The sequence below is a fragment of the Enterococcus sp. DIV0213h genome (assembly GCF_051711285.1).
In the GTDB taxonomy this organism is placed as follows: domain Bacteria; phylum Bacillota; class Bacilli; order Lactobacillales; family Enterococcaceae; genus Enterococcus_D; species Enterococcus_D casseliflavus.
Genome location: NZ_JBIOMH010000001.1, coordinates 2,423,296 through 2,449,084, shown reverse-complemented (window position 1 = coordinate 2,449,084; position 25,789 = coordinate 2,423,296). Strand labels below are relative to the sequence as shown.

The 25,789-nt window shown below is 42.1% G+C and carries 21 protein-coding genes and 1 riboswitch; of the genes, 18 read left to right on the top strand and 3 right to left on the bottom strand.

The annotated features are described in order from the left end of the window. Positions 1-66 precede the first annotated feature (66 nt). The 16 genes from pflB to efp all read left to right on the top strand — a co-directional run bounded on the left by pflB (position 67) and on the right by efp (position 21,553). Positions 67-2,295, top strand: a complete 2,229-nt coding sequence (pflB, locus tag IGI77_RS11245) for a formate C-acetyltransferase (RefSeq protein WP_010749399.1) — start codon at positions 67-69, stop codon at positions 2,293-2,295. Between the two features lie 104 nt (positions 2,296-2,399). Continuing rightward, positions 2,400-3,155, top strand: a complete 756-nt coding sequence (pflA, locus tag IGI77_RS11240) for a pyruvate formate-lyase-activating protein (protein ID WP_010749400.1) — start codon at positions 2,400-2,402, stop codon at positions 3,153-3,155. Between the two features lie 94 nt (positions 3,156-3,249). Beyond that, positions 3,250-4,179: a manganese-dependent inorganic pyrophosphatase gene (locus tag IGI77_RS11235; protein ID WP_438770068.1), complete on the top strand. Its 930-nt coding sequence runs from the start codon at positions 3,250-3,252 to the stop codon at positions 4,177-4,179. An 88-nt stretch (positions 4,180-4,267) separates the two neighbouring features. Then, positions 4,268-5,077, top strand: a complete 810-nt coding sequence (locus tag IGI77_RS11230) for a DUF1803 domain-containing protein (protein ID WP_438770066.1) — start codon at positions 4,268-4,270, stop codon at positions 5,075-5,077. Positions 5,078-5,274: 197 nt separating this feature from the next. Continuing rightward, on the top strand, positions 5,275-5,721 hold the full coding sequence (locus IGI77_RS11225) for a hypothetical protein (protein WP_005229648.1): 447 nt from the start codon (positions 5,275-5,277) through the stop codon (positions 5,719-5,721). Between the two features lie 98 nt (positions 5,722-5,819). Then, positions 5,820-6,227, top strand: coding sequence for a hypothetical protein (locus tag IGI77_RS11220; protein ID WP_005229650.1), 408 nt, complete (start codon positions 5,820-5,822; stop codon positions 6,225-6,227). Positions 6,228-6,405: 178 nt separating this feature from the next. Continuing rightward, positions 6,406-8,352, top strand: a complete 1,947-nt coding sequence (glgB, locus tag IGI77_RS11215; RefSeq protein ID WP_051095394.1) for a 1,4-alpha-glucan branching protein GlgB — start codon at positions 6,406-6,408, stop codon at positions 8,350-8,352. A gap of 31 nt (positions 8,353-8,383) precedes the next feature. Further along, positions 8,384-9,526 (top strand): glucose-1-phosphate adenylyltransferase, encoded by a 1,143-nt coding sequence (locus IGI77_RS11210; protein WP_016610807.1) that lies wholly within the window; start codon positions 8,384-8,386, stop codon positions 9,524-9,526. Next, on the top strand, positions 9,516-10,667 hold the full coding sequence (glgD, locus tag IGI77_RS11205; protein WP_016610808.1) for a glucose-1-phosphate adenylyltransferase subunit GlgD: 1,152 nt from the start codon (positions 9,516-9,518) through the stop codon (positions 10,665-10,667). Before IGI77_RS11210 ends, glgD begins: the two co-directional genes overlap by 11 nt. Next, on the top strand, positions 10,664-12,097 hold the full coding sequence (gene glgA / locus IGI77_RS11200) for a glycogen synthase GlgA (RefSeq protein ID WP_438770064.1): 1,434 nt from the start codon (positions 10,664-10,666) through the stop codon (positions 12,095-12,097). The genes glgD and glgA overlap by 4 nt, the downstream gene beginning before the upstream one ends. 117 nt (positions 12,098-12,214) lie before the next feature. Continuing rightward, complete coding sequence (locus IGI77_RS11195) at positions 12,215-14,668, top strand: glycogen/starch/alpha-glucan phosphorylase (RefSeq protein WP_347482458.1); 2,454 nt, start codon at positions 12,215-12,217, stop codon at positions 14,666-14,668. 81 nt (positions 14,669-14,749) lie between these two features. Next, on the top strand, positions 14,750-15,511 hold the full coding sequence (locus IGI77_RS11190; protein WP_142968261.1) for a hypothetical protein: 762 nt from the start codon (positions 14,750-14,752) through the stop codon (positions 15,509-15,511). A gap of 424 nt (positions 15,512-15,935) precedes the next feature. Then, entirely contained in the window at positions 15,936-18,944 is a 3,009-nt protein-coding gene (locus IGI77_RS11185; RefSeq protein WP_422704043.1) for a WxL domain-containing protein, read from the top strand. A 362-nt stretch (positions 18,945-19,306) separates the two neighbouring features. Next, entirely contained in the window at positions 19,307-19,876 is a 570-nt protein-coding gene (locus IGI77_RS11180; protein ID WP_005229664.1) for a DUF2179 domain-containing protein, read from the top strand. Between the two features lie 103 nt (positions 19,877-19,979). Next, the gene (locus tag IGI77_RS11175; RefSeq protein ID WP_005229666.1) at positions 19,980-20,918 is read left to right on the top strand and encodes a cation diffusion facilitator family transporter; all 939 of its coding nucleotides are present in this window, start codon (positions 19,980-19,982) and stop codon (positions 20,916-20,918) included. Positions 20,919-20,992: 74 nt separating this feature from the next. Next, positions 20,993-21,553, top strand: coding sequence for an elongation factor P (gene efp, locus IGI77_RS11170; protein ID WP_005229668.1), 561 nt, complete (start codon positions 20,993-20,995; stop codon positions 21,551-21,553). 59 nt (positions 21,554-21,612) lie between these two features. On the opposite strand, the gene IGI77_RS11165 is transcribed toward efp, so the two are convergent. Then, the gene (locus IGI77_RS11165; protein ID WP_438770062.1) at positions 21,613-22,824 is read right to left on the bottom strand and encodes a chloride channel protein; all 1,212 of its coding nucleotides are present in this window, start codon (positions 22,822-22,824) and stop codon (positions 21,613-21,615) included. A gap of 92 nt (positions 22,825-22,916) precedes the next feature. After that, positions 22,917-22,989: riboswitch (Fluoride riboswitch) on the bottom strand. A gap of 231 nt (positions 22,990-23,220) precedes the next feature. Here IGI77_RS11165 and IGI77_RS11160 point away from each other — a divergent pair. After that, entirely contained in the window at positions 23,221-23,913 is a 693-nt protein-coding gene (locus IGI77_RS11160) for a hypothetical protein (protein WP_284591586.1), read from the top strand. A gap of 85 nt (positions 23,914-23,998) precedes the next feature. Here IGI77_RS11160 and IGI77_RS11155 read toward each other — a convergent pair whose 3' ends face one another. Together IGI77_RS11155 and IGI77_RS11150 are read right to left on the bottom strand one after the other, a co-directional pair. Beyond that, complete coding sequence (locus tag IGI77_RS11155; protein ID WP_121260989.1) at positions 23,999-24,277, bottom strand: GIY-YIG nuclease family protein; 279 nt, start codon at positions 24,275-24,277, stop codon at positions 23,999-24,001. Beyond that, complete coding sequence (locus IGI77_RS11150) at positions 24,267-25,001, bottom strand: tRNA1(Val) (adenine(37)-N6)-methyltransferase (protein WP_016610820.1); 735 nt, start codon at positions 24,999-25,001, stop codon at positions 24,267-24,269. Before IGI77_RS11150 ends, IGI77_RS11155 begins: the two co-directional genes overlap by 11 nt. 137 nt (positions 25,002-25,138) lie before the next feature. Between IGI77_RS11150 and IGI77_RS11145 the strand changes: the two genes are divergently transcribed. Next, positions 25,139-25,774, top strand: coding sequence for a lysophospholipid acyltransferase family protein (locus IGI77_RS11145; protein ID WP_005229679.1), 636 nt, complete (start codon positions 25,139-25,141; stop codon positions 25,772-25,774). The last annotated feature ends 15 nt before the right edge of the window (positions 25,775-25,789 follow it).

Genomic DNA, 25,789 nt, shown 5'->3' with positions numbered 1-25,789 from the left:
TGTGTGTTATACTGTTCACGTAAAGCTGTTACATTAGTGAACAGAAAATTTAAGGAGGTCCATCAAATGGAACAATGGAATGGATTTAAAGGAAAAACTTGGAAAGAAGAAGTAAACGTACGCGACTTCATCCAAGAAAACTACACACCTTATGACGGAACAGATGAATTCCTAGCAGATGCTACTGAAGCAACGACGAAGCTATGGGATCAAGTCATGGAACTGAACAAGCAAGAGCGTGAAGCTGGCGGCGTATTGGATATGGATACAAAAGTCGTTTCAACGATCACTTCTCATGGACCTGGCTACTTAGACAAAGACTTAGAAACAGTTGTTGGTTTCCAAACGGAAAAACCATTTAAACGCAGCTTGCAACCATTTGGTGGCATCCGCATGTCAGAACAAGCAGCAGAATCTTATGGCTATGAAATTGATGCGGAAGTCTCTCACATTTTCCGTGACTACCGTAAAACACATAACCAAGGAGTTTTTGATGCTTATACACCTGAAATCAGAGCAGCGCGCCGTTCTGGTGTAATCACAGGTCTTCCTGATGCTTACGGCCGTGGCCGAATCATTGGTGACTACCGACGTGTGGCATTATACGGTGTGGACTTCTTGATCAAAGAAAAACAACAAGACCTATTGTATTGCGGAAACGGAACGATGTCTGAAGACATTATCCGCCAACGTGAAGAATTGAGTGAACAAATTCGTGCGTTAAGCGAATTGAAAGAATTAGGAAACATTTACGGATTTGATATTTCTAAACCAGCTCAAACGGCGAAAGAAGCATTCCAATGGTTATATCTTGGTTACTTAGCAGCCATCAAAGAGCAAAATGGTGCAGCAATGTCATTGGGACGTACGTCAACTTTCCTTGATATTTATGTTGAACGCGATTTGAAAAATGGCGTGATCACTGAAGAAGAAGCACAAGAAATCGTTGACCATTTCGTCATGAAACTACGTCTTGTGAAATTTGCTCGGACGCCTGATTACAACGCATTGTTCTCTGGTGACCCAACTTGGGTAACTGAATCAATCGCTGGTATGGGTGAAGACGGACGTCATATGGTAACGAAAAACAGCTTCCGTTTCTTACACACTTTAGCAAACTTAGGCCCAGCACCAGAACCAAACTTGACTGTTTTATGGTCAACACGTTTGCCTCATAATTTCAAAACATTTTGTGCGAAAATGTCTATCCAAACATCAGCGATTCAATATGAAAACGATGATGTGATGCGTGGACATTGGGGCGATGACTACGGAATCGCTTGTTGTGTATCCGCAATGCGTATCGGGAAACAAATGCAATTCTTTGGTGCTCGTGCCAACTTAGCAAAAACATTGTTGTATGCAATCAACGGTGGGGTCGATGAAAAATCAAAAGCACAAGTTGGACCAAAATTCCAACCAATTACTTCTGAATACTTGGATTACAACGAAGTAATGGAAAAATATGACACAATGATGGACTGGATTTGTGATCTGTATGTGAACACATTGAACATCATTCATTACATGCACGACAAATATTCTTATGAACGCATTGAAATGGCGCTACAAGATACAGACATTCTACGTACGATGGCTACTGGTATCGCTGGTTTCTCTGTTGCAGTTGACTCATTATCAGCGATCAAATATGCCAAAGTTCGTACGATCCGTGATGAAAACGGCATTGTTGAAGATTACGAAATCGAAGGTGATTATCCGAAATACGGAAACAATGATGACCGCGTAGATGATATCGCAGTCAACTTGTTGAAAGCCTTCATGAAAAAAGTAAAACGCACGAAAACATACCGTGATTCAAAACACACAACGTCGATCCTTACTATCACTTCTAACGTGGTTTATGGTAAGAAAACAGGGAACACGCCTGATGGACGTCGTGCAGGCGCACCATTTGCTCCAGGTGCAAACCCAATGCATGGTCGCGATACGCATGGTGCTTTGGCAAGCCTTTCATCAGTTGCGAAATTACCATATGATTACTCATTAGATGGTATTTCAAACACCTTCTCGATCGTACCTAAAGCATTAGGACGTGACGACGAAACACAACAAGAAAACCTAGCAACAATGCTAGATGGCTATGCAGCAAAAGGTGGTCACCACTTAAATATCAACGTATTTAACCGTGACACATTGCTTGATGCGCAAGCTCACCCAGAAAAATACCCACAATTAACAATTCGGGTATCTGGCTATGCAGTAAACTTCATTAAATTAACAAAAGAACAACAAGATGACGTGATTGCTCGTACAATGCACGAAGCAATGTAATAAGCAACAACTTCAGGCGGCGGACGGGAAAATCCGCCGCCTCTTGTTTTGAAAGTATCAGACGGAGCGTGGTCATCCGTCGTTTCGAAGAAAGGAAGAGCATTATGGCAGTAACAGGACAAGTACATTCAACAGAAAGTTTTGGATCAGTAGATGGACCAGGTATCCGTTTTATTGTATTCATGCAAGGATGCCGCATGCGTTGCCAGTTTTGTCATAATCCAGATACATGGAAGATTGGCACCGGTGTCGAACGAACGACTGATGATGTCTTAGAAGAGGCATTGAAATATCGCGAATTCTGGGGACAAAAAGGTGGGATCACCGTCAGTGGTGGGGAACCATTGCTTCAGATGGACTTTCTGATCGATCTGTTTCGTAAAGCCAAAGCAGAAGGTGTCAGCACGACATTAGATACTTGTGGAAAACCATTTACACGGGAAGAACCATTTTTTAGCAAGTTTCAAGAGCTGATGACCGTTACTGACTTGTTATTGTTTGATATCAAGCACATCGATAACAAAGCCCATAAAGAGCTAACTACCCAATCGAACGATAATATTTTGGATATGGCGAATTATCTTTCAGAGATCAATCAGCCTGTCTGGATTCGTCACGTGCTGGTTCCTTTTAGAAGCGACTATGATGAATTTTTGATCCGTTTGGATGAGTTTATCAAAACACTGAAGAATGTCGATAAAGTAGAGATCTTGCCTTATCACACGATGGGGAAATACAAGTGGGATGAGCTTGGTTTGAAATATCCCCTTGAAGGGATCGAACCACCAACAGAAGATCGGGTGAAAAATGCCAAGCGTTTGCTTCATGTAGACGACTATAAAGGTTACTTAACCCGTTGATCAAAACAGGAAAGAAGAGATTGCTATTGCTTCTTTCCTGTTTTTTTACTATGATTAGAAAGTGAATATCAATTGAAATAGGAGCGATGAAGAAATGTCGAAAATATTAGTATTCGGTCATCAAAATCCTGATACCGACGCCATTGGTGCAGCAATTGCCTTTGCAAATTTACAAAATCAACTTGGAAAAGATTGTGAAGCAGTAGCGCTTGGTACACCGAATGAAGAGACACAATTTGCGTTAGATACCTTTGGCCTAACTGCCCCTCGGGTGATCGATTCAGTGGCAAAGGAAACCCAAGAAGTAATGTTAGTGGATCATAATGAATTTCAACAAAGTGCAGCGGATATTGCGGATGTCACTGTGTTGGCAGTTGTTGATCATCATCGTATCGCTAACTTTGAAACGGCAAATCCACTGTATTATCGTGCAGAGCCGGTCGGTTGTACAAGTACGATCGTGTTGAAATTATACAAAGAAAATCAAGTGGAAATTCCAAAAGCGATCGCAGGAATCATGCTCTCAGCGATCATCTCTGATACATTGTTGTTTAAATCACCAACATGTACCGACGAAGACGTAACAGCAGCCAAAGAACTAGCCGTTATAGCAGATGTAGAACTGGAAGTCTATGGATTAGATATGTTAAAAGCTGGTACGAATCTTGGAACGAAATCAGCAGCAGAATTGCTGGACCTAGATGCCAAAAGCTTCCCAATGGGTGCTAAAAACATCCGTATCGGACAAGTCAACACGGTTGATCTAAAAGAAGTCTTTGACCGTCAAGCAGAGTTGGAAGCGGCTATGAAGGATTCAATGGCAGCAAATGGCTATGATCTGTTCTTGCTGGTTGCCACTGATATCTTAGATAGTAATTCTGAGCTGCTAGTCGTTGGTGAACCAACTGCCCCAGTAGAAGCAGCCTTTAAAACGACAGTAACCAACAATCGTGCGTTTTTACCTGGTGTCGTTTCTCGTAAAAAACAAATCGTACCTCAATTAACAGAGGTTTTTGAAGGATAATTAAGCTAACTGTCTGAATGCTGGTGAGATCTGTTTTGGTAGATCAAGCCAGCATTTTTCATGATTGTTTGGATAAGGAGTACACGCAGTGAAATTTTTTTATAGTCCCCACTTTCGCTCATTGCAACCGATACTGGAATCTTCGAAATTCCATGAATTGGTAGAGGAGCTATTAAATAGCCAAGAGCCGCCGACACTACGAGCATTAAAATCGACGTTTACAGATGGTTCTTTTGATAAAATTCTTGACCGCTTGATCGCAGAAAAGTTGATCATCCGTCAAGAACGACGCTATTATTTAGGCTTCCCCATCTATACTGAACATGATCAACAGCAGATACAAGTAAGTGATGATTTCTATCAAGCAGCGCGCAATTGGTCAACACAAGAAATCGCTGGTTTTATCAAAAGTTTTGCTGCGTCAAGTGTTGAAAATAAATACTTTTACGGTTGTCAGCAAGGAGTTGAACAAGGAGCGGTCTATGCATTGAGTCATGAACAATTTCAGTTGATCTCTTACTCAGAAACACAGTGGCCACCAACACTGCCTGCTTTTTTTGAAGCGAATGAACAGTTGCGCACCCTTGCGATCTATGATGAATTAATGGATTTGATCGGTGATGTCGATCCAGTCTATTACTTAGACCAAGTGAGTGTGATCCTTGAACGCATTCGTAAAAATAAAAAAGTCCGTCCGAGTATTTTTCTGGAATCACTTCAACGGGTCGAGATCATAAGCCCTGAGCTACATTTGTTGCTGGAAGAAATAAATTGTGATAATCTAAAAAACGAGCGTTATCCGTCTTCTGAAAAGGATCTGTTCGTCCAACGCCTTGTGATCGCTCACTTGGCAAACAAATCAAGTTCATACAATACACTTTATTTCAATAATAATTAAAATTTCTAATAATTATGTTATTTGTTTTAAATTTTCTGACTATTAAAAAGTTGCTAGATTCGATTCTAGCAGCTTTTTTTCTTATTTCTTCAAATGATAATTTGATGAATAAAAATTAAAAAACAACAATCGTTTTGTTTGGAGTTTTGATTTCTTGATGATATGATGATTCTAGAACTTTGAAAGGGGATATAAAAATGGAAGGATATAAAACGGTTGATTTTGAACAGTTGGAACAAAACAAAACGAAAGCAGAAATGATCACGTTCGTATCAATGTCAGAAATAGAAGCTGCTCGGCAAGCAATTACAAAAGCGGGGATCGATGAAACGCGTTTTTCTGATGGCGATCTCATTCTTGCGTTAAAACAACAGGAACGGTTTGGGGCAAATACGATCGTTTCCGTGATCATTGATTGGCTCATCAATCAAAACTATCTGGTGAATCCAGCTCATGCCATGCGTTACTTAGCAAAGAAAATGGCAAATGGGCCAGTGACGAGTTACAAATTATTAAGTGAGGGTGAGTTTGATTGTGACGGGAACTATTACTTGATTGCTCGAACAAACACCTCCTCATCGGCAAATAAAGTCTATAAAGTTTACACGGATGGACAAGTAAAAGAGCTTTGGCAGGCAAAATAAGTACAGATGATTTCGGCTCTAGTGAATAAGGAAAACGGCTGTGTAAGCAGTAGTTAGCGGAAAAAGGATTTTTTTAGATTGAAGGTTGTGAAAGACGCGTGAAACTAAACATTCGAATCGGCTTAGCTGGCAGTCATCTTCTGATTGGTGCATTCAGCTTGCTCGGCGCTCTGCTGACGCTTTATAAAGTACCGACAAGTTTTGGTGCGATCCAAGCCTTGTTAGGTGAAATTTATTATACCGATACGGTATTTGACCGATTTACTCAGCTCTTCTTGTTGGGGATCATCAGTCTTTATACCGTGGTGACCAGTTTTTATGGGTTTCGATTTTGGTGTTTTTGCTCCGCCTCTTCTGCATTTGGGACACTGTTGGCATATTTTGAATTAACTGAAACACTTCCAGTGATGGTAGTTTTCATTCTTGTTTTAGCAAGTTTGTTTCAGTTATGGGTAGTCACATACTTCATTTTCCAAAAGCTAAAAAGTAGAGCTGAAACAGGTTGAACAGATACGTTCAAGCTGTTTTTTTCTGTCAAAGATTATTTGCTGGCAACTAAGGTTATTGCGTTACTAGCGCAGTGTTTTATGCTATGCTAGATAGAGAGATGTAGTTGATTTTGAAACGATTTCTAAAAGATGAAAGAGCGTAACAAGTTCGTTGGCATTTCAGTCAACGATCAAAATGAATTTGAGGAGGACTGATGAGAGAGTGGTTACCAAACAACAGGTACTGACTGCGGAAAAAGACTTTCTGAGTGGTGAAAATTTTTATGTACAGCATTTCTTAGGCGCCCATCAAGTAGATGATGGCTACGTGTTTCGCGTTTGGGCACCAAATGCTCAGCAAGTTTGGCTTGTTGGCGACTTCAACCAATGGACGGATACCTTGCCGATGAACAAAAGGACGGAATCCGGTGTTTGGGAAATTGAGACCAACCAAGTAAAAGAAGGACAGCTTTACAAATACAAAGTAAAACAATCAAATGGACGAGAAGTATTGAAGATCGATCCTTTTGCTGTCCATTTTGAAGCTCGACCAGGAACTGCTGCCGTGTTGCATTCGATCCCACAAAAAAAATGGCGGGATGGGTTATGGCAAGGACGGAAAAAAAGACAAAAAACATTTAATCGACCTCTTAATATTTATGAAGTTCATGCCAGCTCCTGGAAGCACCACGAAGATGGCACCCCTTATCGCTTCTCCGAATTAAAAGATGAACTTATTCCTTACGTGAAAAAAATGGGCTACACCCATATCGAATTTATGCCTTTGATGGAACATCCCTTAGGAACCTCCTGGGGCTATCAATTGACTGGTTACTTTGCACTTAGCTCCTATTATGGGACACCAGAAGAATTTCAAGACTTTGTAGAGGCTTGTCATTTGGAAAATATAGGTGTCTTCGTTGATTGGGTGCCAGGACATTTTTGTGTCAATGATGACAGTCTTGCCTATTATGATGGCACGCCGACCTTTGAATACATGGATGAAAACCGTGCGAAAAATGTTCGCTGGGGTGCGATCAACTTTGATCTAGGCAAACCGCAAGTCCAAAGCTTTCTGATCTCAAGTGCATTGTTCTGGATCGAATTTTACCACATTGATGGTATTCGGGTAGATGCCGTTTCCAACATGATCTATCGCGATTATGATGAAGGTCCATGGGAACCGAATCACGAAGGGGGCAATCGGAATTTTGAAGGGTACTATTTCTTACAAAAGCTCAATTCAGTCATCAAGTTAGCCCATCCTGCAGTTGTCATGATTGCAGAGGAAAGTACTTCCGAGACCAAAATAACAGGAATGGTCGAAGGAGGCGCTCTCGGGTTTGACTACAAATGGAATATGGGCTGGATGAATGATGTCCTGCGTTTTTACGAAATGGACCCGATTTTCCGTAAAGATCATCTAAGCCTTTTATCTTTTTCTTTCATGTATCGGATGCAAGAAAATTATATCTTGCCACTCTCACATGACGAAGTGGTTCATGGCAAAAAAAGTTTGATGCACAAAATGTGGGGAGACCGCTACAAACAGTTTTCACAACTACGAAATCTCTTTACGTACATGATGATGCATCCAGGGAAAAAACTGTTATTCATGGGTAGTGAATGGGGACAGTTTTTAGAATGGAAATATGATCATGGTCTTGAATGGGTCGATTTAAACGACGCATTCAATGCAAAAATGCAGTTCTTCACCCAGACCTTGAATGAATTATACAAAGAAGAACGAGCCCTTTGGGAATTGGATGATCAAGAAGATTCATTGATGGTGATCGATGCAGACAACTTAGATGAAACGACATTGACTTTCTTACGACAAGGAAAAACGAAAAAAGATTTCTTGATCGTGGTTGTCAATCTGACACCAGTGGAGCGTCACGATTTTGCGATCGGCGTGCCATACGAAGGAACGTATCGCGAGATTTTAAACACGGAACGGGATGTATTTGGTGGAACTTGGGTGGCGAATAACCCAGACTGCCAGACCAGTAATACCCCTTTTAAGCAATACGACTATCAAATCAAAACAATTTTGCCTGCACTTGGGGCTTTAATCATCAAACCAGAAAAAATCAAAATGACTCGAAAAAAAGCAGTAAAGAAAGCACAAAAAAAAGAGTAGAGGGGGAACGGTGAGTAGATCACCAAACAAAATGAAAACAGAGATGTTAGCAATGATCCTCGCAGGGGGACAAGGGACTCGATTAGGGAAATTAACAAAGAATATTGCTAAACCAGCGGTTCCATTTGGTGGCAGATATCGGATCATCGATTTCACGTTGAGTAATTGTGTCAATTCAGGAATCAAAAATGTGGGTGTTGTCACTCAGTACCAGCCATTAGCACTAAACAACCATATCGGAAATGGTGCAAGCTGGGGATTGGATGGAATTAGTACCGGTGTGACGATCTTACAGCCATATTCAAATTCAGAAGGCGAAAAATGGTTTGAAGGAACCGCCCATGCGATCTATCAAAACATCGCTTATATCGATGAGATGGACCCGCAATATGTCTTGATTTTATCAGGGGACCATATCTACAAAATGGATTATGAAGAAATGCTGGAAAAACACAAAGAAAATGATGCTTCATTGACGGTTGCAGTTCTCGAAGTACCGATGAAAGATGCCTCGCGTTTCGGAATCATGAACACCGATAAAAATGACCGTATCATCGAATTTGATGAAAAACCAGCCGAACCAAAAAGCAATCTCGCTTCAATGGGGATCTATATTTTCGATTGGAGTCGTCTGCGCAGTATGCTGTTGAGTAACTATACAAAAGACGGCGAAATGGTCGATTTTGGGAAACATGTCATTCCTTCTTATCTCGAAAGCGGCGACAACGTTTTTGCCTATCGCTTCTCTGGCTATTGGAAAGACGTAGGAACGATCGATTCATTGTGGGAAGCCAATATGGAATTTATTGATCCAGCAATGGAGTTGAATATTCGGGATAAAAGTTGGCAAGTATTTTCTAAAAACCCAATCGCACCACCACATTTTGTGACTGAGACCGGGGCTGCGAGAAACTCTCTCGTGATGGATGGCTGTTATGTTGCAGGGGAAATCGAGCACAGTATTTTATCAGAAAATGTGCAGGTGAAAGAAGGATCGACGATCAAGGACAGCGTGATCATGCCTGGAGCGGTGATCGGTAGAAATGTTAAATTAAACCGAGTGATCGTTGGGGAAAATGCAGTGATTGGTGACGATGCAGAGATCGATGGAACAGACGAAATTGCCGTAGTCGGCTATTCTGAAATTTTAGGGGTGACGATTGATGAGAACTAATAAAATGTGTGCGATTTTAGGGAATCTGCAACGATACCAAGACTTGATGCCATTAACAGAAAACCGTCCGCTGTCGACTTTATTGTTTGACTGCAAATATCGCTTGTTAGATTTTAATCTTTCAAGTATCGAAAATGCCAATATCAAACAAGTCTATATGATTTTCAATGAAGGAGAAACGCAGTCGGTCTTCGATCATATCGGTGGCGGAAAAGAGTGGAACTTGGACGGCGTACAAAACCGTTTCTTTATTCACCTGTTCCAAGACTCATTGAAAAAGCAAGCAGAAGGACAAGAGTATTATTATAATGTCATCGACTATTTGGAAAAATCCAAATCGGATCATACCGTATTTATGGGCAGCAAAGTCTTATGCAACATTGATTTGCGTGCCTTGCTGAAAATCCATCAGCTACAAGGCAATGAAATGACCGTCGTATACAAACGCATCAGCAGTGACAATGTTTGCGAAAGTGATCTGTTGTTCAATGTAGACAGTGAAGGTCACTTAGAAGAAGCGATCCAAGCGAAAAAAGGTGAGGTCAGTGACCTTGTCAACTTATGTACGGATATTTTTATCATTCAAACAGATCGTCTGATCGCTGCGCTAAAAGAGGGGCAAAAAGTTGGCGCAACGGCAGACCTCGGTCAATTTTTACGAGAAATGATCGCTGTTGAAAATACAGGTCTATATGAGTACACTGGTTACTTAAGTAACATTTATGACATCTCTTCTTACTATCAAACAAATATGGATATGCTCGATGTGCATAAATTTACGTCGTTGCTTTATTCGAATCAAAAGATCTATACCAAACTGAAAAACGAAGTGCCAACGTATTATTCAGAAACATCTGACGTGAAAAATAGCCACTTTGCTTCTGGCTGCATCGTGGAAGGAACGGTCGAACAGTCACTCGTTGCCCGCCGCACGAAGATCCATCCTGAAGCAAAAGTCAAAGGAGCGATCATCTTCGGAAATAATGAGATCAAAGCAGGTGCCGAAGTCTCTTATGCGATCCTAGATAAAAATGTGACCATCGCAGAAGGTGTCAAAGTGCAAGGAACCAAAGAAACGCCAATCGTCATTAAGAAAAATTCTCATGTGACCCAAGACGTTATTGGAGGGGCAAGCGCATGAAGGTTCTGTTTACAGCAGCGGAATGCGCCCCATTTTTTAAAACAGGCGGATTAGGGGATGTTGCAGGGGCATTACCAAAAGAATTGGTCAAAAAAGGCGTCGAGACGATTGTGGTCTTACCCTATTTCACGAAAATGCCTGCTGAATACCAGGAGCAAATGGAAGATTGTTTTTCCTTTGAAGTGGCGGTCGGTTGGCGCAAGCAATATTGTGGGATCAAAAAATTAGTTCTAGGCTCTGTGACCTATTATTTCATAGACAATCTCTACTATTTTGGCCGCGAACGGCTCTATGATTTTTATGATGATGGGGAACGCTTTGCTTTCTTCCAATTAGCCGTGATCGAAATGATGGAACGCATTGAATTTATTCCAGACATCGTGCATGTCAATGATTACCATACGGCGATGATTCCCTTCTTGATCAAAGAAAAATATCATTGGATTCAAGCGTATCAAAACATACGCACCGTTTTGACGATCCATAACATTGGGTTTCAAGGGTGGTATAGTCGCGATATTTTACCAGATCTTTTTGGTATGGGGACTGAGAGATACGATGATGGCACACTACGTTTAAACGATTGCTTGAACTTTATGAAAGCAGGAATCTTGTATGCGGACCGCATCACGACGGTCAGTCCTTCCTATAGTGAAGAAATCAAAACCTCTGAGTTCGGCTGTGGGCTTGAAGTGATTTTACGTATGGAAAGCGGCAAACTCAGCGGCATTTTAAACGGAATTGATTACGAAATGAACGATCCAGAAACCGATCCTCATTTGGACTATCCTTTCAGTGTCGAAGATTTATCAGGAAAAGCTAAAAACAAGCGAGCGCTACAAGAAAAATTTGGTTTGCCTACCCGTAAAGATGTCCCATTGATTTCTGTTGTTAGCCGTTTGACCACTCAAAAAGGGTTCCATTTGGTCCTTGAAGAAATGGAAAATCTCTTGCAATTTGATGTTCAGTTCATCTTACTAGGGACTGGCGAACATGATTTTGAAGAAGGCTTTCGCTATTTTGCTCAGAGATATCCTGACAAATGTGCTGCCGCGATTTCTTTTGATATTGCATTGGCGCAAAAGTTATACGCAGCAGCGGATCTTTTCTTGATGCCTTCCGCCTTCGAACCATGCGGACTGTCACAGATGATCGCGATGCGTTATGGTACATTACCGGTCGTTCACGAAATCGGTGGCTTGAAAGATACGGTAGATTCCTATAATCCGATCACGAAACAAGGTACCGGCTTTGGCTTTCAAGAGTTTTCACCATTTTACTTGATGAATGCCTTGAAGCAAGGGGTCGAATTGTATCAATCTGATCAGGCAACGTGGAACGTATTGGTCAAGCAAGCAATGGCAAAAGATTTCAGCTGGAATCAAAGTTCCGATCTTTATATCCAGTTGTATAATACTATCAAAGTTTGATTGTTTTAAGACAGAAGAATCCTTGTCTGCAACAGAACTGCTAGTTGTAAGACTAGCAATTTTGGCGGCAAGGATTCTTCTTTTTTATAAATTGAATGCAAAAAGGAGTGTAACCCTATGACAAAAGAACGATTGCGTGAACTGCTAGAAATCAGTGTTCATGAACTCTTTGCGATTGAAGTGGATGAAGCTTCACCACAGGAATTGTTTCAAGCACTAGCCAATGTGGTGAAGCAAATGTATTCAGAAGACTGGCGTCAAACCAGAAAAAATCTCTTGCTGGAGGATCAAAAACAAGCGTACTATTTTTCAATCGAATTTTTGCCTGGCAAAATGCTAAAAAGCAATTTGTTGAATATGCAGCTGTTGGAGCAAGCGGAAGCCGTTTTTGAAGAGTTAGGCGTTTCCCTTGATGACGTTGCGGATACAGAAAAAGACATGGCTTTAGGAAACGGGGGCCTCGGTCGTTTGGCCTCTTGTTTTATGGACTCGCTGGCTTCATTAAGCTTGCCGGGAAATGGGAACGGGATTCGCTATCGCTATGGATTATTTAAACAAAAATTTATTGACGGCCATCAAGTAGAATTACCAGATGATTGGTTACGTTCTGGGAATGTCTGGGAAGTCCGCAAAGAAAGCAAAGCGGTGCCTATTCGATTTGGTGGGCAGGTCTATCTCGTTACGGGAGAGGACGGAAAACTAGCGCCAGTCTATGAAGGCGGCTTTACCTGGCGGGCAGTTCCGTATGACACCGCGATGGTTGGCTATCAGAATCAACACATCAACACACTGCGCTTGTGGAGTGTCGAAGTGCCTGCTGAAGATGAGGCGCATTATGCGACATTGGAATCACGGCAAGCCTTAGAAAATTTGACTGCTGTTTTATATCCAGATGACTCAAACGAGATCGGCAAACGCACACGATTGATGCAAGAATACTTTTTTGTTTCTGCAGGCATTCAAAGTATCATTCGCTATTATAAAAAATCGAATCTGCCTTTAGCGATGCTTAGTGAACGAGTAGCAATCCATATCAACGACACGCACCCAGCGCTTTGTGTCCCAGAACTGATGCGTATTTTAGTTGATGAAGAAGGCCTTGCTTGGGAACAAGCGTGGGCGATCACCGTGAAAGTCATGAGTTATACGAACCATACGATCATGGCGGAAGCCTTAGAAAAATGGCCAGTTCGCATGATTGAAGAAGTGTTGCCGAGAATGGATCAGATCATCAAAGAAATTGATCGGCGCTTTGTCGAAGGAATGCAAGGGGTCCATCCGCAAGCCTTACTGGATCGGACGCGAATCATTATTGATGATCAAGTCCATATGGCACATCTAGCCATCATCGGCAGCCATAGTGTCAATGGGGTAGCCAAGCTCCATTCTGATTTACTAAAATCAGTGGTACTCCATGACTTCTATCTCATTTATCCTGCCCGTTTCAACAATAAGACCAACGGCATCGCACAACGGCGTTGGCTTCAGCTAGCCAATCAACCATTAGCCAAAGTGCTGGATCAGTCGATCGGTACGAGTTGGCGCAATGACCCCTTGGATCTGCAGCTGCTCAAAAATTATTATGATGACGAAAACGTTCTGCAACAAATTGCTGACGCAAAAATGAGTAACAAGCGTGCACTGGCAAAGTACATTCAAAAAGCAACGGGCATTACAGTAGATCCAACGGCAATTTTTGATGTGCAGATCAAACGCCTGCATGCGTACAAACGACAACTGCTGAATCTAATGCATATCTTGAAGCTCTACTTTGAGGTCAAAGACGATCCGACTGCAGCGTTTCATCCAAGAGTCTTTATTTTTGGTGCCAAAGCAGCACCAAGCTATCACTACGCAAAATCGATCATTAAAGTCATCAATGAAGTGGCGAATCTGATCAATCATGATGAAACCATCAATGATAAAATCAAGGTTATATTTTTAGAAAATTACAACGTTTCATTAGCAGAAAAAATCATTCCAGCAGCGGATGTCAGTGAACAAATCTCATTGGCCTCTAAAGAAGCGTCAGGGACAAGCAATATGAAGTTGATGCTAAATGGGGCAGTAACGATCGCGACTTTAGATGGTGCCAATATTGAGATTCGAGATGCGATCGGTGATGAAAACATTGCGATCTTTGGGTTGACGGAAGAAGAAGTGTATCAGTATTACGCCCAGCATAATTATTCTGCTTACACCTACTATGAGTCAGATCCAGTCTTGCAACGGGTGGTCAATGCCTTTATTGATGGGACGATCCCGAATATTCAAGTTGAAGGTCGGGAAATCTTTGATTCCCTTTTGAAATACAATGATGAATACTTTTTATTAAAGGATTTTCATGCCTATTGTGACGCGCAGCATCGGGTAGATAGTGCCTATCAGGATACGCAACGTTGGCGTAAAGTCAGCCTAATGAATATTGCGAATGCAGGCAAATTTTCGGCAGATGAAACGGTGCGAAATTATGCTGCAGATATTTGGCAGATCGATCCATTATTTGCCCATGTCAAAGAACCAAATGCAGCAAGCTTGACTGAGACGGTGCCTCCAGCCGAATTTAGCTGAAGTGTCCTCATCTGAAATGGTGTAGTCTTTCGTGAAATTCTCCTTAATTTATGGTATGATGAAAAAAATGCATGTAAGAGGATGAGTACAGTGGCAAATTATTTAGATGTGAAACGAAAACACTTCCGTTTTCCTGCTTATGATGATACAGATGGTGTGAAGCTGCAATCCGAGCATCGCCCCGCATTCAGTAAAGCAGATGATTGGATTTTAACCGAAATCAAAGATCCCGTGAGTCATTCTCACAAGGATGAAAATCAATCTTTGCAGCGCAAAGTGCAGTCCAGCCAACGGGATCGGGGGCACAATGTTCGTCAAAAAGAAGAGCTTGCCAATCACCGTGCCAACTTGCCTCAGTACGGAAAACGTCCAGTGAAAGAGCAGATGCCAACAGGAAAAACCAACTTTTTTGGCAAAGAGGCGAACCATTCTTCTTATCAAGTGACCAGTAAGAAGGAAAAAGCTGAGGTTCCTGTTTCTTCGAAAAAAGAATATTCGGGGCGCTCTTATTTCGTGCCTAAATATATTCCTGCATCGATTATTCCAGATGAGCAAAAACCTGAAATTACGCCGAACGATTTGATGGATGCAATGGCAAAAAAACAAGAAAGTTATTTGTTGTTTGATACTGAACCAGCAGCTTATCAAGTCAAAGAAGAAAATGATCCGACCGTCAAAAAATTCAATCGCCACCCCTCTGTTGGGATGACACGCAGTGAGTTTCGAGCCAGCAATAAAAAAAATGGTGAGAAAAAACGTTCCGTTTTAGATCGATCATTAAAAGGAATGATTGAAGACGATCAACAAGAAGAATCTTCAAATGGCTATTTTCGTTCTAAATAGCAGTGACAGTTACTCTTAATAGAAGTGGTCCTTTGAGCATAACGATGAATGATTTCAGCTAGATGGCTAACATCTAGCTGTTTTTTTTGTGTGCCGAAACTATCGATTTCACAAAGTGATTAGTTGAAATACATTTTTCACCGGCTGAGGAATATTCTGATTTTACTAAGCAATAGCGTGGGCTATAGAATAAAGTGAAACGATCAAAACCATCGTTATTTATAAGGTTTGTTATTTTAATTGGCGATTTTTTTTGTCATTTAAAATCGATGGCAAGTCAAACGGTGGCAGGACAGTGGTTTTCTGATCAGCTGCAATTGAAAAAGGGAAGCAAGCGTCCTGATGGCTAAAGCTGCTCTTTGGAAAGGCCTGATTTTTGATCGATTTCAAGGGAAAGATACGCTGAAAGGTGGGGCATCAACAAATGAACAAGAAAAAGAGAAAGGTATATTTCACCATCATTATTGGCTTACTTGGAGGACTCTACTTTTTTTCAACCATGAGTGTGTTTTCTTCAAACGTTTTCTTTGCTGCGCAGCTGGAGGAAAAAACGGTTGCGAGTGAATCATTCGATCCGATACGAGAGCAAGAGGCTGAGGAAAGAGTTGCCATTTATTTTGATGAATCAACGAAATCCGGGACTGTAGGAGACCTGTTACTGGTTGCGTTTCATACGGACCGTCCCATTAGTGAAATAGCGATCCGATTGCCGAAAGCTGCGGTTATTGCTGAAGAGGAGTTGCCAAAGGGAGTCAAGATGACGCCACTCACTGAAGAGAACGGTTGGAAACTAACGACCGATACCCCTAGAAGTGATTTTTTGGTTCCATTGATAGTTGATACAGCAGGATCGTTTCCATTTGAAGCAGCAGATTCAATGATAATGCTTGAAATAAAAGAAGCACGGGAGACAAATCCTACGGACACACAAGAGGATGAGCGAACTGATTCGAGTGACTCCACTGATCAATTGGATCATTTGGATCAAGAGGATCAAGAAGATCAACTAGCAGAAGAGAAGGAAATAGAAAGCCAGCTTCCTGAGGCATCAGCATCTGATCCTGGCAATCTTTATCTTTTAGGCGACGATGTAAAAAAAAGAGGAGTTGCTAATTGGGTCGAATTTATGGCTGCAATGGTCGATCCGACGGTCAACTATATTTATTTGACAGCCAGTTTTCAAACGAACGATAATCCTCGTTTAGGCATTACGGGAATTGACGGCTGGAGCAGCAGCGTCAATCCTAACGGCGGATTAGCCTATGTTTATATCAATGCCTCGAGAGTTTCAAGAACGTTAATCATCGATGGCCTCGACAACTATCAGATGGATCTTAGAGCCGTAGCGATCTGTTTCCGCGATTCCAGTGTCAATCCTGATTCTCCATGGGACATTACCTTGCAAAATTTGGAACTCTATCATGGAAACTTTTGGGGGGCAATTGAATACCATGATTTGAACATGACAAATCAGCAGCGTTCAATCATTCGATACCACAATCTCAACCATACGGGCAATCAGTTGTTTTACGGGTTGCACTCTCGAGCCAGCTTTTCTGGACATTCGGTTTCACACCAAACGCCTAGATATACCTCAGACTTCAATGCTTCTTGGACGATTCACACAAATACTCAGGCGAATTTTGAAATCAACCAAATAGAGCTTCGTGAGGGAGCAAACGTCGAAATGTCGACGATCAGCTCAGGAAATCTTGATTTTTATAATACAAATGCGCGTCTCGTATTAGGGGATAATGCCCGACTATCATTAAATGCCAACGGTTCAGCTGGTGAAGCAGGCGGTGCTAATATTCGCTTTGTCGCTGGCAATGGACGCATTGAGTTAGGAAAAGGCGCGGAATTGGCACTAAATACACAAAACAACAGCCCAGCAGTCATCACATCAGGTACGCCCCATGATATTCGCTTAATGGAAAAAAGTCGCTTGTCGGTTGCTGCTGCAAACCGAACGTTGTACAGTCATATTTTCTGGTTAAGTGCCAATACGCATGTCACCTTAGAAGACAGCAGCACCTTAGAGGTTGAAGCAACAAATCAAAATACAACCGCAAATATCTTCCACTTCTCTGGCACGACTGGCAATCTCAACGTAGGCAAAGATGCTACCTTAGATATTCGTTCGGACAGCCCACAAGCTGTCCAACGGCTACTTTTCTTTACCGGCGCCAACAATCCCGCAAGATTGACGATCGACGATGCCAAGCGTGTCAATTTGCAAAGAACCCGCCCCATAACGACCACCACAAATGGTCTAATTGAAGGGGGAGGAATCACTGCAAAGAATCAGGCGATTCGCCAGTGGCGGCATGGAAATACAGGAGAGACAGTTGATTTTCATTGGCAACCGATTCTGTCCATGACTGCGGCGATTTCAGGAACCAATACAAATGTGACCAATGTATCTTCGCTGAATGAGGAAACAAGTCGAGGGTTTGCCGCGCAGTTTGCTTCTCGTTCGCAACGGCTATTGTTTGAGAACATACCAGACGTCACGGTGACCATCGATCCTTTGACAGAAGATAGAACCTTACCTAATGCCTATACGATTTCGGGAACCGCCAATCCTGGTAGCTACCTTCGATTCCAAAGAGAGGGACTGATGCCAGAACCGACGCTTGAAACGACAGTCGATAGTGCTGGCAATAGCACGTATTTTCACACCCATGCGGATGAAAACGGGCATTATTTACTTGATCTATCTGATTTAGAACCTTTCCAGTATTTTACTCAAGGTGAGGTGGTCACCGCTCAGGCATTTCTTGATGGCAAATGGGCAGAAGCATCAACCACTGTGGAACCCATTGGTGACGTAGACCCAAAAGATCCCCTTGATCCTGATCAACCGATTCTACCTGAAAATCCACCCTTGATACCAGAAAATCGCGGGTTTATCAGTATAGACTTTGTTTCACAATTCGATTTTGGTACAGTACCGATTCGCTCGTCGACAAGCCGCTATCCGGCGCGTCCGCAACGAATTTCTTTAGTGGATGATCATGAATCAACCGAACGACCAAACTACATTCAGGTTTCCGATCGTCGATTTCTTCAAAAGGGCTGGACCTTGAGTGCCCGATTATCAGAGGAAGGGTTCGTTAGCACGGATGCGTTTAAGCACCACTTAAAAGGAGCGAGTGTGCATTTGACGAATATTGAAATGGTTACCTCTAGAGAAAATCCCTCTGAAGCACCAGACTACTTTGATGCAATCGAGCTGGGACCGCAGAACCAAGTGATTGCACGTGCCAATGAAAAGCAAGGGGCGGGAACTTGGATTCAACGCTATGGAAACGAGGATACCATGCAAAAAAGTGTCGAGCTGGAAATCCCTATTGGCGCGAGGCCGCAAGCAACAAGTTATCAAGGAACCATCCATTGGGAGCTGAGTTTCGTACCTGGTGCTGACGAATAACCCCTTGGAAAACAAGTAAGTATGTTCTGCAATCGTGAATATGATCGAACACTGTAAAAGTTGATCAGACAAAAAGAAGTCCATTTGCCATTGGACTTCTTTTTTGTCTGAAACAAACGAGTAGTGGTTTACACTACTTTTCCCACTTTGGTAGATACGCTTTTCAATCAATAGAAGTGAGTGAAACCACAGGTAGTGTGTCGATGAGCAAAATCATAACATGGTAGCCATCAACAAAATCACCTAAGCACTGTGTCTTCTCCAGAATAAATTTTATTTAGCTATTTTAGTAATTAAATCCTGCTCAAATATTTTAATTTTCGCTTGCCTTTTGATATGCTAAGAACAAGGGGGAATCAAAGATGGAAGTTGATCTACAAATGCTGGCGATGATTTTCTTTATCAATCTCGCCTATGTCACATTGAATACACTGCGATTTTTATTGACAATGAAAGGGTATCGCGTGATTGCCCCATTAGTGAGTATGATCGAAATCACGATCTATATTTTAGGCTTATCTATGGTATTGGATCGTTTGGATAACCCGCTGAATCTCTTGTTCTATGCACTAGGCTATGCTGCAGGAGTCAGTATCGGGATCAAAATCGAAGATAAGCTAGCTCTGGGCTATACAATGGTCACAGTGATCCTACCTAGTAATACGGATGAAGAAAAGAGTTTGCCGAAGATTTTGCGACAAGAGGGGTATGGTGTGACACAAAGCTTTGGTGAAGGATTGGAAGGCCCGCGACTGATTTTAGAGATTCTTTCCCAAAGAAAAAGTGAGAAAAAGCTCTATCAAACGATCAAAGCGGTGGAAGAGCGAGCGTTTATCATCAGCTATGAACCCAAGTATATCTCGGGCGGTTTTTGGACCAAAAAAATCAGCCGTAGAGAGGCGAAGTTGAAAAAGCAAGCACCTGTTGATTGAGGAACTAGAGGCAGCTTGATCCATTCGTGAAGAATAGTTGCATAATAAGCAGGGAGTTTATTGATGAGAGGAAGCGTTAGGTGTGGAAAAGAAAGCAAATGGCATGATGGCGGTCATCGCTGCACTGATCTCAAACATTTTGGTAGCGATCAGTAAGTTTGTCGGTTATGCCTTGAGCGGTAGTGCGGCCATGCTGAATGAAAGCATTCATAGTGTCGTAGATTGCAGCAATCAGATCTTTTTATTGATCGGTGATAAACGGGCAACAAAGGGACAAAGTGAACTGCATCAGTTTGGTGAAGGTCGGGCGAAATATTTTTTCAGCACGATCGTTGCGATGATGCTCTTCTTTGGTGGGGGCGCACTAGGCGTGATGGAAGCAGTGGAAAAGTTGCTGCATCCCGCCCATGAAGTCGGCAATACCTGGTTAGTGATCGCTATCTTGATCTTCGGGATGATCGTTGAAGGAAGTTCGTTGTGGATCGCAATCAAGGAGATCCGCGAGCTAAACGTCGAACGTCAACCAATCTATCGTTTTTTGAAAGAAAGTCGGCATAGTGAGATTTTGATCATTTTCACAGAAGACTTTTGTGCGGTGATCGGTCTGATGATCGCACTGATCGGAACGGTTTTAACAATGATTACCGGGAACGCATTTTTTGATGCCTTCAGCGGCTTATTGATTGGTCTTTTATTGATGGTAGCAGCGATCTTCTTAGCCCGCGAATTTTACAGTCTACTGATTGGGGAAAGTGTTACTAAACGTGATTTAGCGGTGATCAAACAAGCGTTTGAACGTCCCGATGTTGATCGCTTGATCGATGTGAAAACAGTCCATTTAGGGCCAGCAGAAATTTTGATTGCAGCAAAAGTCGATATTGCCGCAAAGCAAGAAGAGGTCGGCTATGAGATCATTAATGAGATCGAAGCCGAGATCCGACATCAAATGGCAGATAAAAAAGTCTATATTTATATTGAAACGGATGAGTACGATCCTCACTACATGGAGAAGCGGCGCAAACTTGTGCGACCTTCCCACTGATTTAGCTAGAATAAAGCTGTTTTTTTTGATACAATAGACAAGGATTATCACATAGTGAAGGAGATTTCAAAATTATGATCAATGCAAGTGACTTAAGAGCTGGAATGACGTTTGTTCAAGACGGCAAACTTATCAAAGTATTAGATGCCAGCCACCACAAACCAGGTAAAGGAAATACGGTTATGCGTATGAAATTACGTGACGTTCGGACTGGTTCTACTTACGATACAACCTTCCGTCCAGAAGAAAAATTTGAAAAAGCGCATATCGATACGAAAGCTGTACAATACCTATATACAATGGACGATACCGCATTCTTTATGGATCTGGAAACCTATGAACAATATGAAATTCCAGTTGAAGTGGTTGAAGAAGAAATGAAGTTCATTCTAGAAAACATGGAAGTAAAAATTCAATTCTTCGGCAGCGAAGTAATCGGCGTGCAATTACCTTCAAGTGTAATCTTGAAAGTTGTTGAAACACAGCCATCAATCAAAGGGGCAACTGTGACTGGTTCAGGAAAGCCAGCAACGATGGAAACGGGCTTAGTTGTCAATGTTCCTGACTTTGTTGAAGAAGGCGAAATGCTAGAAATCAATACAGCTGAAGGTACTTATTTAAAACGTGCAAAATAGCAAAAAAACCGCGACTTGTTCGCGGTTTTTTCTTTGCTCTTGTCGTGTTCAGAAGTGGCTCATTGTCCTTTTGCCGATCTTTTTTGTAAAGGATAGATACTATAAGGTTTACTGATAAAGTAGGCGACGGAGCAGACGATCACAAAGAAGGGTAGATTTTGAAAGCCAAAGACTTCTCCACCAATAAAGATCGGTGCAAATAAGGTGCTAGTGGCGCTGCCAAAAACACTGGCATAGCCTAGTGCTGCTACCAGTTCGATAGGCAGTCCGAACAGTGGCGCCAACACGACCCCCAAAGAAGAGCCAATCGCAAACAAAGGGGTGACTTCTCCACCCAAAAAACCAATGCTGATGGTCAATACGGTCAACACCAACTTAAGCAGCCAATCATAAGAATAGATCGGTTGCTTCGTGAAACTCGCGCTGATCAAATTTGTTCCTAAGCCTGAATAACGCCCTTGATACAACAGAACAAAAAGCAAGACTAACGCCAATGCGCCAATCCCAATACGCCAAAGTGGATTCGGGAAGCGCCGCTTCATGATGCGTTTCATCGTTTCTAAAAAGCCCGCAAAGCTGCCGCCAACCATACCAAAAATCAACCCAATCACAAGTAATTTCAGAAAAACAGGTATCGTCAAATCGACGGATTGAGGCAACATAAGACTAAATTTTTCTAAGCCTAACCATTGAGAAGTCATACTAGCAGTGAAAGCAGCCAGCAAAGCAGGTAAGAGGGCATGATGACTGAATTTACCGATGACAAGCACTTCCAATGCAAAGAACGTCGCAGCGATGGGGGTTTCAAATAAACCAGCAAATCCCGCAGCCATCCCAATCATGATCAGGGTGCTGGCGTACTTTTCTAGTCGCAGCCAATTTCCTAAACGATTGGCGATGGTGGCACCTAACTGAACCGCAACTCCTTCTCTGCCTGCGCTTCCTCCAAATAAATGCGTCAGCCAGGTTCCCACCATTACAAAAGGAATCAAACGCAGCGGAATATCTTTTTCTTCTTCCTGCCCGACTAAAAACACTAAGTTCATTCCTTGAGGACTCCGATCGCCATACTTTTGGAAAAGGTAAGTAAAGCAAGTACCGATAATTGGTAAGAAGAGAATCAATGGCAAAAAATGACTTTCACGGAAGGCACTTAAGAACAGCAAAATTTTGCCAAAGAAAGTGTCAACAGCTCCAGCAAGCACCCCAATCACCAGACTGAGCAAACCTAATGCAGTCAGTTCAAAATACGTTGTTTCTTGTTTCTTCATTTCTATCACGATCCTTTAAAAAAGATAGGAATAATGCTCTTGCAACTATGACGAACGAGTGAAAATAAAAAATGACTACTACACACTAAAAAAAAGTGGTAGAAGTCATTAGCAAACTTGCGGTTTCAGTAAGAACTGAGGGAGACATTCATTCCCTATTAGCATCAATATTATCTGATAAAACCCCCGTTTTGTCAATGGATGCTGGTCGTGAAAAGCAATCCAACGAATACTTATCTTTTATACATACTTATGGTAAAATTAATTTCATAAGAATTTACATGTGAATTGAGCGTCGGAAGAGTCACTGGCAAGAAAAGGGATGAAAGGACGATCCTTCTACTGGTTGACCAAGGGAAAAACAGTAGGTAGTGAGGAATCGAAGGGGAAGAAAGAATGATTGCATTTATGACGATCGAAAAATGGCTGCAAAGTGAGCGTTTTTACTATGTGATCCTACCAATTCTCATGGTGGTTGGTCTGATCGCGTTATTAGGGTTCCTGATGGTTCTGCTTTATCGAGAAAACCGTAACCCGAAAGTGACGCTATTGCTTGGCGGCATAGTCGTTGCGTGTCTGCTAGGTTTTTTTATTGGAGATCAAGTGTATGGTGAATTCAAAACGTATAATGCGCTGATCACACCGAATATCCGAGACCGCGAAAAAATGTTTTTAGGCTATAAATATTATGAATCTGATACTACGGCAGTTTATCAGCGCATCCAAAGCAATGAAGCGATTGAAACTTTAGGGATCTATCAAGCAGTACCAGTGGAACGGGCGATTGAATTTCTTGGATCTGCTCATAACTCCGTATATTTTAAAATGGGCGCCCAGGTTTATTATGCTCGCTATCAACCGACATTTGTGGAAGAGGAAACAACGGCTAAGCTGCAGGGGGTTCAATACCATTTGACTGATCCTTCCTTTGAAACGATCGGCTTCTATTCCGAAACCAACAACTATTTGACGGCAATTACGATTCCAAAGACTCAAGAAACCCTCGAATATCAATCCGTCGATTCTGTGATCCCGAAAGAATTTGGGAAAAGTCAAACCCAATGGGCGTTACCAAATAGGAATGAATAACCATAAAAGAAAACTACCTAAGTCACGAAAGAAAGCTCCTTCAAGCAGGAATCTTCCGTGCGCAGGTAGTTTTTTGTATGCTTGGTCAGATAACATTACTCTCGCTATGGCTGCTCAGGTAGTCCTCTTTCTTTTTGCGAGACAATTTTTTGAAGGCTGCTTCTGCTTGAGTGGCTTCACTGCGAGTAAAAAAGCTTTCCGCATGGATCATTTGTAATGGTCTGCGACTAGCAGGACGGGTATATTTTGCTCCGATCCCTTTGTTGTGCTCTAATAAGCGGCGGCTCAAATCAGTGGTATAGCCACCGTAGAAGGATTGATCGTTGCAACGCAACACATAAAAATAATGATTCTCAGCAGCCATAGAGCATCGCCTTCACTTCGGGACTATAGGCACCCGTTTCATCATAGGTAATGAGAGGGGAATCAATTTTAAAGCCATCCGCCTTGCCATCCTTGATTCCTTCAATCAATAAAATATTGGCCTCTTTGCCTACTTTCGGATAGACGAAGCGGACGCGCTTTGGTGCGATTCGATGGGCGCGCATATGGTCCAAAATATCGAGAAAGCGATCCGGGCGATGAACCATCGCAAACCGTCCGTTCATTTTTAACGCTTTGCTAGCGGTTTGGATCACTTCATCTAAAGTTGTGGTGATCTCGTGCCGAGCGATCGCTAAATAGGGATTCGGGTTTTTGATCGCCGTCGGTACATTTTTAAAATAAGGGGGATTGCAGACCAATAGATCGACGGAATCAGGCTTGATTTTTTGAAAGAGGTTCTTCAAGTCCATAGGATAGACCGTCAGCTGGTCTTGCAAGTCGTTTAATTCGATACTGCGCTGCGCCATATCCGCTAAGCGTTCCTGCAATTCGATTTGATAAATATGAGCGGTCGTTTTTTTGCTGATAAATAAACCGACTGCGCCATTCCCTGCACAAAGGTCAACGATTACGCCTCTTTTTGGCACTCTAGCGTAATTTGCTAATAACACAGCATCTAATGAAAAAGAAAAAACTTCGGAACTTTGAATGATCTTGATGTCATCGGCATACAATTGGTCGATGCGTTCGTTCGGTTGCAACATGAAGCATACTCCTGTTCTAAATTCATTTCAATGTATTATACTACGATTAAGAATAATGGGAAACGCTAAAAAATGCTTGTCATTTAAACCGTTTTTTTGCATACTTGAATAGGAGAGAAATAGAAAGGAAAATGAGTATGTTTTTTCGCTTTATGCGCGGTGTGGTTCGCGTAGTATTATTTTTGATCAACGGCAATGCTCGTTATCAAAACAAAGAGGTTTTACCTAAAAATGAAAACTACATTTTAGTGGCTCCTCACCGAACCTGGTGGGATCCATTGTACCTAGCAGTGGCTGCTCGACCAAAGAAATTTAGTTTTATGGCGAAAGAAGAGCTGTTCAAAAACCCGATTTTACGGTTCATTTTGATCCATGCCAATGCTTTTCCAGTCAAACGAGACAAACCGGGACCGAGCGCGGTAAAGACGCCAGTCAAAATTTTGAAGGAAACGGATCTTAGCTTGATCATGTTTCCAAGTGGTACGAGACACGCAACGGCTTTAAAAGGCGGCATGGCGTTGATCGCAAAAATGGCTAAGGTCAAGATCGTTCCCTCTGTTTATCAAGGACCGCTGACGTTAAAAGATCTTTTTAAACGCAAGCGAGTAACCGTCCGCTTTGGGGAGCCCATTGACATCAGTGACATCAAAAAGATGGACAAAGAGGGCTTGGCGGAAGTCGAACGGCGCATCCAGGGTGCATTTGACACACTGGATCAAGCGATTGATCCGTCATTTGTTTATCAAATCGATGAGTCCAAAAGAGAAGATTAATACCTAAGAAAAGCC